General features: G+C 64.5%; 9 protein-coding genes. 4 read left to right on the forward strand and 5 right to left on the reverse strand.

The window, feature by feature from the left end; genetic code table 11:
- Positions 1-349: 349 nt before the first annotated feature.
- Positions 350-799, forward strand: a complete 450-nt coding sequence (locus Q0L57_RS15830; RefSeq protein WP_296744092.1) for a GatB/YqeY domain-containing protein — start codon at positions 350-352, stop codon at positions 797-799.
- A gap of 11 nt (positions 800-810) precedes the next feature.
- Here the strand turns inward: Q0L57_RS15830 and Q0L57_RS15835 are convergent, their stop codons facing one another.
- Complete coding sequence (locus tag Q0L57_RS15835) at positions 811-1,809, reverse strand: hypothetical protein (RefSeq protein ID WP_296744093.1); 999 nt, start codon at positions 1,807-1,809, stop codon at positions 811-813.
- A 324-nt stretch (positions 1,810-2,133) separates the two neighbouring features.
- Between Q0L57_RS15835 and Q0L57_RS15840 the strand changes: the two genes are divergently transcribed.
- Positions 2,134-2,844 carry a DNA helicase gene (locus tag Q0L57_RS15840; RefSeq protein ID WP_296744094.1) on the forward strand — a complete coding sequence of 237 codons (711 nt, stop codon included), beginning with the start codon at positions 2,134-2,136 and terminating at the stop codon, positions 2,842-2,844.
- A gap of 47 nt (positions 2,845-2,891) precedes the next feature.
- Positions 2,892-3,449 (forward strand): GNAT family N-acetyltransferase, encoded by a 558-nt coding sequence (locus tag Q0L57_RS15845; protein ID WP_296744095.1) that lies wholly within the window; start codon positions 2,892-2,894, stop codon positions 3,447-3,449.
- 3 nt (positions 3,450-3,452) lie between these two features.
- Here Q0L57_RS15845 and Q0L57_RS15850 read toward each other — a convergent pair whose 3' ends face one another.
- A complete protein-coding gene (locus Q0L57_RS15850; protein ID WP_140640688.1) occupies positions 3,453-3,839 on the reverse strand; it encodes a DUF983 domain-containing protein in 387 nt (128 codons plus the stop codon).
- Positions 3,840-3,952: 113 nt separating this feature from the next.
- Between Q0L57_RS15850 and Q0L57_RS15855 the strand changes: the two genes are divergently transcribed.
- A complete protein-coding gene (locus tag Q0L57_RS15855) occupies positions 3,953-5,329 on the forward strand; it encodes a PLP-dependent aminotransferase family protein (RefSeq protein WP_296744096.1) in 1,377 nt (458 codons plus the stop codon).
- 27 nt (positions 5,330-5,356) lie between these two features.
- Here the strand turns inward: Q0L57_RS15855 and Q0L57_RS15860 are convergent, their stop codons facing one another.
- From Q0L57_RS15860 to Q0L57_RS15870, 3 genes are all read right to left on the reverse strand, one after another.
- Positions 5,357-6,538 carry an MFS transporter gene (locus Q0L57_RS15860; protein ID WP_296744097.1) on the reverse strand — a complete coding sequence of 394 codons (1,182 nt, stop codon included), beginning with the start codon at positions 6,536-6,538 and terminating at the stop codon, positions 5,357-5,359.
- 125 nt (positions 6,539-6,663) lie between these two features.
- Entirely contained in the window at positions 6,664-6,873 is a 210-nt protein-coding gene (locus Q0L57_RS15865; RefSeq protein ID WP_296744098.1) for a DUF2061 domain-containing protein, read from the reverse strand.
- 109 nt (positions 6,874-6,982) lie between these two features.
- Positions 6,983-8,329: Na/Pi cotransporter family protein (locus Q0L57_RS15870; RefSeq protein ID WP_296744099.1), on the reverse strand; the 1,347-nt coding region annotated here is incomplete at its 5' end.

Raw genomic sequence — 8,329 nt, forward strand, 5'->3', positions numbered from 1 at the left:
TCGGTGGCCCAGGGGGCGGTGGTCGTGGCCATGGCGGCACTCCTGTCAGGCGCTTAAACGGTCGGCAGGACCGCTTGCGCAGCAAGGCGCGCGAAGCAGGCTTGCCCACTTGCACACGCCGGTTCTTTCTAGCCAAGCCGTTTTCCCAAAACCGCTACGCGCATTTTAGGCGACATGACTTCATTGTCTCATGCAGGACCGAGTACATAGGGGAAGGCGCGGGAGCGGTCAATGCGGCGGTCCCGAACCAAGGCTGATTTGCTTTCGTCCAGCAATATCAGCAGCTTGCCGGAATTTGCGTTAGCCGATCGGCAAAGCTATTGTCCGCCGCATTCGAAGGAGAAGCACGATGCGCGACAAAATCGCCGAATCCCTGAAGAGCGCGATGAAGGCGCAGGACAAGCACCGCCTGCCGACGCTGCGGCTGATCCAGGCCGCCATCCACGACCGCGATATCGCCAATCGCGGCGCTGGCAAGCCGCCGGCGAGCGAGGAGGAGATCCTGCAGATCCTGGCCAAGATGGTGAAGCAGCGCGAGGAATCGGCCAAGGCCTTCGAAGACGGCAAGCGACCGGAACTGGCGGCGCAGGAGCGCGGCGAGATGGAGATCATCCGCGCGTTCCTGCCGACGCAGCTCGACGATGCGGCAATCACCGCGGCGGCGCGCGAGGCGATCGCGGCGACCGGCGCCGCCAGCCAAAAGGACATGGGTAAGGTGATCGGCGCGCTGAAGCAGAAATATGCCGGGCAGATGGACTTCGCCAAGGCCAGCGCCATCGTCAAGGGGCTGCTGCAGTAGGTGCGGCTTCGCTAATCCTTGCACATCGGGACCGGCTGCGGCGGCGGCGCCGGATGGTCCTTCTTGTACTGCGCGATGATCGGCTCCAGCGTCTTCTTCGGCCAGAATTTAGGGGCGCCGATCTCCTTCAGGCAGGAGGCGTTCCAGTAGACACCCGCGGCCGAGAGCGCCTGGCCGCCCGACTTGGCGCGCGCAACGGCGGCGATGTCGCGCGATTCCGGATAGATGTAGAGCGTCGTCGGGTTGTTCTTCACGAGGGGGATGATCTGTTCGGCATCGGCCGGCGACCAACTGGTGCAGCCATTGCTGCGGCCGCCGGCATAGTTCACCAGCTTGCCGAAGGGGACAAGGCCATCGTGGTCGGCGTATGAGCTGTTCGGTTCCTTGCGCATGCACATGCCTCTGAGCAAGGCAGCCGGATGGCCGCCGATCACGCGCTGCCTTGCGTTCGCCGCTTCGCCTTCGCCGTCGAACTGGATGAAGGTGCGCATGAACACCGCGTTTTGCGCGCCGACACGGTAGTAGCCCTTGAAGGACGTCTTGGTCTCGGCGGTCATGTAGGCGCCGCCGGCCGTCAGCTCGGAGTCCATCGCGTTGCCGAAGTTCTTGGCGCAACGCCTGCCATTGGAGAAGTCGGCGACGCCCTTGAGGTTGCGGCCGCCGCCATGGCCCGAGGAAACCGCGCGGAAGAGCTGCTTGGCTTCGCAGATGATGTAGTAACGCTGACCCAGCACACTGTTGCCCAGATCGCCGGGACGCGTGGCGTCCATGGCGAAATAGCAGGGGTTGCTGACCGAACCGTCGCTGACCTTCTTCTGGTAGAGCGCGCGCGCCCGTTCCAGCACGACCTGCGAGATCTGGCCCTCGCCGTCGCCGACATGGCGCTGCAGCCAGTCGGGAATGTTCGATGGCCGCAAGGCCGCGAATGAAGTGACGGACGCCGTCAGCGCGGCCAGCACGGCGACAAGACAAAAGATGGCCGCGCCCAGCGGAATAGATCTCAACCGCACCGGTTCGCCCTCCTGTCGAAGCGTAGTCTGGCACCCGTGAATCACACGGGCCGATCATAGAAGGTCTCGCACCCAACGGCGAAACACTTCTAGTTCAGCGACGTCTTTTGGAGGTGGAATTACGGCGACATTTGAAGCCGCCATGCAATCTCGGCGATTTCCGGTCCGTTTCGGTTCAGCTATCATCTGATTCCGGCGCGCCCAAGCCTCCTCCCTCCGTCGGGAAAGCATTGTCCATGCAGGGCTTTCGATCACCGAACCAACTGTTCGAGCGCCGGGCATGAGGAGGGGCTGCCAAGACTGCTCGCGGCAGGAGGTTTTTCGATGCGGCTTTCCGCGCCAATCTATCATCTGAAGCGTCAGGCGAGGCTCCTGTCGCGCCGGGAAAATGTTCCCCTTCACGATGCGCTCGACCGGGTCGCCGCCGGGGAAGGCTTCGGCAGTTGGAGCCTGCTAGCGGCCAAAGCCGCCGAGGCTGCGCCCGCCGGCCATCTATTGGCCCGGCTGACGCCCGGCGACATGGTTCTGATGGCGGCGCGGCCGGGCCAGGGCAAGACGCTGATGAGCCTCGAACTCGCCGTGGCGGCCATGAGGCGGGGCAATCGAGCCGTGTTCTTGACGTTGGAATACATGCACGCCGATATCCTGGACCGGTTCCGTGACATCGGGGTCGAACCCGCAGATTTCGACCACCTGTTCGACTTCGACAATTCCGACGGCATCAGCGCCGGCTACATCATCGAAACCTTACGGTCAGCGCCGCGCGGCACGCTTGCGGTCATCGACTATCTGCAACTGCTCGACCAGAAGCGTGAGAATCCCGAGCTCATGGTCCAGATCCGCGCCTTGAGGTCTTTCGCCCGGGAACGCGGACTGGTGCTGGTCTTCATTTCACAGGTCGACAGGTCGTACGACCCCGCCAGCAAACCCTTCCCGGATATCGGCGATATCCGGCTGCCGAATCCGCTCGACCTGTCGCTGTTTGACAAGGCCTGCTTCCTGAACAAGGGCGAAATCCAGTTTCACGCGACTTGAGGGCAATGCGTCCGGCGGCTATCCGTGGTCTCGACAGGAAACGAGCCATGATCGAAATCGTCAAACCCGCGCTCGAACACTTGCCGTCCTACAAGGCGGCGCTGGAGCGCGGGTGGTCGCCCGACAATGTGCGGCTCCTGGAAGCGACGCGCGAGCAGCTCGAGGCGATCGAGAAGGATCCCGTTGAATTTCTTGCAAGCCTTGACGATCCCGAAGCGAAGGGACCGCCGCTGACGCTTCCGGACGGCACCAAGGTCGCGCGGCTGCCGGGCTTCCGGCGCTGGATCTGGGATGGCGAGGCCGCCGGTTCGATCGGCTTTCGCTGGCAGAGGGGCACGTCGGCGCTGCCTTCGCACGTGCTTGGCCATATCGGCTATGCGGTGGTGCCGTGGAAGCGAGGCCGCGGTTATGCCACCGCAGCGCTGCGGCTGATGCTGGACGAGGCGAGGGCGGTCGGGCTCGATTACGTAGAGATCACCGCGAAGCCGGGCAACCCGGCCTCGCAAAAGGTGATAACGACAAATGGCGGCAGGCTCGTCGGTCGCTTCTTCGAGGATGCCGCCTATGGCGGCGCGGAGAGCCTGAGGTTCCGGATCGACCTTTAAAGGTTACTCGCCAGGCCTGGCCAGCCTTCCTTCCTCGGCCTTGTGATAGAACTGGCTTGCCACAAGCCAGCCTTTGAGCGGCCGCAGCGGCGGGATGCAGGTCGCGAGCACGATCGGGATCGAAACGAAGGCATGGAACCACATGGAGGGCTCGAAGGTCACCTGGGCCCAGACGGCGAACAGCACCGAAGGCACACAGGCAAAGCAGATGACGAAGAAGGCCGGGCCGTCGGCGGGGTCGGCAAAGGAGTAGTCGAGTCCGCAGACATCGCATTTCGGAGCCAGTTTCAGGAATCCCTCGAACAGGTGGCCCTCTCCGCAACGCGGACAGCGGCCCCGGATCCCTACCTGCCAAGGTACCAGACGTGGATAATGCGCAAGGTCTTCCATGATCGTCGCTCCAATGGACCTCGCATAAGGCCAGCCTGGCCTTGAGGTCTCGGGTACATACATATATCATACTTGTATGCATACAATGCGACAAAATGTATGGATTGGCGAAAGTGACCGGTGAAAGTGACCTCAACTGGCGCCCGGTCCTGGAGGTGGGGCCGAGACCTGTCTACCTGAAGATCGTCGACGCCCTTGCGGATGCCCGGTCGAGCGGCCGATTGCAGCCCGGCGACAGGTTGCCGCCGCAGCGGGAACTTGCGCGGCTGCTGGGGGTCGATCTCACGACGGTCACGCGGGCGTTTTCCGAGGCCAGGCGCAGGAACCTGATCGACGCGACGGCGGGCCGTGGCACCTTCGTCACGCCGGGCGAGCCGGAGGAGCCTGTCCTCGATCTAAGCATGAACATTCCGCCGGCACCGACCGGCCTCAACCTGCCCGCCCTGATCAGGTCGGGTGTCGAAGGGTTGCTCAAGCGCTCCAGCGCGGAAGCGCTGCTTTCCTACCATCCCGGTCCGGGTTCGCCCGTGGAGCGCGCGGTCGGCACGTCATGGCTTGCCGAAACGGGGGACAGGCTGCCGGTCGACAAGGTCGTTGTCGGTTCTGGCGCGCAGGCGCTGCTCACGGCCGTGCTTCTGTCACAGACGCGCGAGGGCGACACGATCCTTGCCAATGCGCTGACCTATCCCGGCCTGATCGCGCTGGCCGAGGCCACGCGGCGCAAGCTTGCCGCTGTGGGCAATGACGGCGAGGGCATGCGGCCGGACGATATCGAGGAGGCGGCGCGAAAGCATAACGCCCGCGTTCTCTACCTCAACCCGACGCTTCAGAACCCGACCGCGTCGGTCATGCCCGAAGGCAGGCGGCGCGAACTCGCCCGCATGGCCGGCAAGCTCAAGCTGACCATCATCGAGGACGACCCCTACAGCCGCCTGCTCGTCGCGCCGCCACCAGCCTTTCTGAGCTTGGCGCCGGAGCGGACCTTCCATGTCGCGACATTGGCGAAATGCATCTCGCCCTTCCTGCGCACGGCCTTCCTGGCGGCACCCGACGCGCAAGCCGCCGAGCGGATCGCCAGAGCGATACGCGGCACGACGATGATGGCGCCGCCACTGATGACGGGCCTCGCCTGCGAGTGGCTGCGAGGCGGCCTTGCCGGGGAGATCACCGGCGGCGTGCGGGCCGAAGCGCAGGCCCGGCAAGAGATCGCCCGCAGCATCTTGACTGAAGGCTTCGTGGCAGCGGACGCCAGCCTGCATCTCTGGTATCCGCTGCAGAGCCAGTTGCGTTCGGGCGAGGTGGCCGACATCGCCCGCCGCCGAGGGCTGGCCATCAGCCCGGCGGAAGAGTTTGCGGTTGGGCAGGACTTCGCCAACGGTTTCCGCCTGGCGCTGGGGGCCACTCCCAATCGGGAACGGCTGAAGGAAGGCCTTCAAAGCCTGGCTTCCATCCTTTCGGGAACGCCAGGCGCCTCGCGGCAGAAGGTCTGAGCCAACAACCCGACGGCCAGATGCCAGCTACTCCGCCGCCGCAGGCAGCGGCGGTGTCGCGCGGCTGCGCCATTCCCAGGTTTGCGAGGCAATCGCCACCACCACCGCCACCAGCATCGCGAGCGAGCCCGCCAACGGCAGGCTGCGATAGCCATAGCCGGCATTGAGCATCGCCGCGCCCAGTGACGCGGCTAGCGCGATGCCGACATTGAAGCCGGACGGGATCAGCGAGGAGGCGAGGTTCGAAGCGTCGGCCGTCCAGGCGAGGATACGGGTCTGGATCGGCGCGCCGATGGCGAAGTTGAGACCGCCCCAGATGACGATCGCGACGATCATCGGCACCGGGTATGGGCTGACAAGATGTATGACACCGAGCGCCACCGCCTGCAGGGCAAGCATGACGATCAGCGACGGCATCAGCTTCCAGTCGGCAAGCTTGCCGCCGACCAGGACGCCGATCGTGGCGCCGACGCCGTTGAGCAGCAGCACCCAGGGGATCAGGCTCTCGTCGAGGCCCGTCACTTCGAGCAGCATCGGCGTGATGTAGGTGAACAGCGCGAACTGGCCGATCATCAGCATCAGCATGAGGATCAACGACGTCCAGACCTGCTGGCGGCCGAGCACACGCACTTCGCGCGCCAGGCCGGCCGGCCGATTGGCGGCGCCGGCCGTGCGCGGCAGCAGCGCCAGCATGGCGACGATGGCGATGATCCCAAGAGAGCCCATCACCCAGAAGGTGGCGCGCCAGCCCCACAGGCTGCCGATCGCGGTGCCGGCCGGCACGCCGATGACGTTGGAGACGGTCAGGCCAGACAGGATCACCGCCACGGCCCTGCCGCGCTGATCCTCGCGCACCAGGCTGACCGCGACCACCATGGCGACGCCGAAATAGCAGCCATGCGCCACGGCGGTCGCGATGCGCAGCAGAAGCATCGCGGTGAAGTCGGGCGCCAGCGCGCAGGCCGCCTGGCCAAGGGTGAAGGCGATCGTCAGCCCGATGAGCAGCGTCTTGCGCGAGACCTTGCTGGTGGCCAAAGCAAGCAGCGGGCCGCCGATGGCAATGCCGCAGGCATAGCCGGAAACGAGGTAGCCGGCGGTCGGCACCGAAACACCAAGGCCCTGCGCTACCTCGGGCAGCACGCCGGCAATGACGAATTCGGTGGTGCCGAAGGCGAAGGCGGCAAGGAAAAGGGCAATCAGCGGCAGCATGTTTCAAAACATATGCAAGGAATGCGCGCCTCAAACCACGCCTGCGCGAGCGCTGCAATGCAGAAATTGGCGATGGCGCTTTAGCTTTTCTTGACTGGACCGATCAAGTCGGCCGGTCACTCCGACTACGCGGCGGTTTTGCGTCCGTAGGGGATCTTCAGCCAGGCCCGTTCATGCAGGTAGTAAAGCAGCGACTTGGTGACGACTTCGGTGAGCCCGATTGTGGCGGCGAGCTTGATGCTGCCGGTGACCACCAGCGATATGATCATCGTGTCGACCGTGCCGGTGGCGCGCCAGGAAAGCGCCTTGGCGAAGCTGCGCGAATGCGTGTCCATCGACCGATCGTCCTCCCAAAAGGTCCTCAGCCGATCCTTAGCCGACGGGAACGAGGATGGGCAAAGACTTTGTTCTGTCCGGCGCGAGGCACACCGTCGATGCGACGGTTTAGCTGGCCTTCAGCCGCGAGCCACCGAGCAGGCCACGCTCCTCCAACACCGGATAGGCGATCGAGGCGAGCAGCGAGTTGATCTGCTTCAGGTCGCGGATCGTGTCGAGGTGGATCGAGCTGGTCTCGACGCTCTTGGCGGTGCCCTCTCGCAGGCGCAGGAAATGGCTGGCGCTGGTTTCCTTCTCGCGCTCGCGCAAAAGATCCTTTTCCAGCACCAGCTGGCGCGCGGTTTCCGGATCGCGCGAGACCAGCACATTGAACGCCAGCCGCGCATTGGCAAGCACCGAGGAGTGGAAGGCGCGGAGCTCCTGCCAACCTTCCGGCGTGAAGGCCAGGCCGCGCTCAAGCTTCTTCTTCACATGCACCAGCATGTTGCGCACGATGATGTCGCCGACCTGCTCCAGCTTGACGCAGGCGCCGATCAGTTCCTGGCAACGCAACGCCTCGTCCTCGGTCAGTGGATTCCTGGTGATCTTGGCGAGATAGAGCTTGATCGCGGCATGCTTCCTGTCGACGCGGTCGTCGAGGGCGGCAAGCGCCTTGATCTTGGCGGGATCGGCGTCCTCATAGAGCTCGATGATGCGCTTTAGCATGATCTCGACGGTCTCGCAGACCCGCACCACCTCGCGCGTGGCGTTGGCGAGCGCCTGGCTCGGTGTGTCGAGCGCGCTCTCGTTCAAAGCCGAAAGCTCCACGACGTCGAGCGCGGCGACGGGCTCAGACTTGCTGCCGAGTGCCACGATCCGCCCGGAAGCGCGATAGACGAGGCCGGCAAGCGGCAGGCCGGCAAGCAGGATCAGCACGTTGAACAGGATGTGGGCGTTGACGATCTGATCAGGCGCGGTTTTGCCGAGGAAGGCGAAATGCGGCTTGAAGGTCATGATCAGGACCAACATGATCAGCGAGCCGAGGCCGCGCATCAGGAGATTGCCTATCGGCACGATGCGCACCTCGGGCGTGGCCGACCGCGTCAGCATCGGCGCGATGAGCGAGGAACCAAGGTTGACGCCGAGTACCAGCACGACGCCCAGTTCGGGCGTGATCAGCCCGCGGCCCGCCAGCGTCGCCATCAGAAGGACCGCGGCGATGCTGGACTGGAACAGCCAGGTGACCAGCGCTGCCAAAAGATAGGTCGTGATGGAATCGCCCGAGAAGTAATTGATGATCAGCGGCATCAGGTCGCTGTTGCGCAGCGGCTCGGATGCCTGGCCGATCATCTCCAGCGACAGAATCAGCAGGCCGACGCCGATCAGGATGCGGCCCAATTGCCGCCAGTCGCGCCGCTCGGTGGCCATGAACATGACCGTCCCCGCGATCAGGCAAAGCGGCACCAAGAGCGTGAG

The organism is Mesorhizobium sp. (genome assembly GCF_024509055.1).
Classification (GTDB): Bacteria; Pseudomonadota; Alphaproteobacteria; order Rhizobiales; family Rhizobiaceae; genus Mesorhizobium.

Coding starts and splice junctions, on each gene's coding strand:
- Q0L57_RS15865 (WP_296744098.1), bottom strand. CDS start 6,873: ATGGACACGCATTCGCGCAGCTTCGCCAAGGCGCTTTCCTGGCGCGCC.
- Q0L57_RS15850 (WP_140640688.1), bottom strand. CDS start 3,839: ATGGAAGACCTTGCGCATTATCCACGTCTGGTACCTTGGCAGGTAGGG.
- Q0L57_RS15840 (WP_296744094.1), top strand. CDS start 2,134: ATGCGGCTTTCCGCGCCAATCTATCATCTGAAGCGTCAGGCGAGGCTC.
- Q0L57_RS15830 (WP_296744092.1), top strand. CDS start 350: ATGCGCGACAAAATCGCCGAATCCCTGAAGAGCGCGATGAAGGCGCAG.
- Q0L57_RS15845 (WP_296744095.1), top strand. CDS start 2,892: ATGATCGAAATCGTCAAACCCGCGCTCGAACACTTGCCGTCCTACAAG.
- Q0L57_RS15860 (WP_296744097.1), bottom strand. CDS start 6,538: ATGCTGCCGCTGATTGCCCTTTTCCTTGCCGCCTTCGCCTTCGGCACC.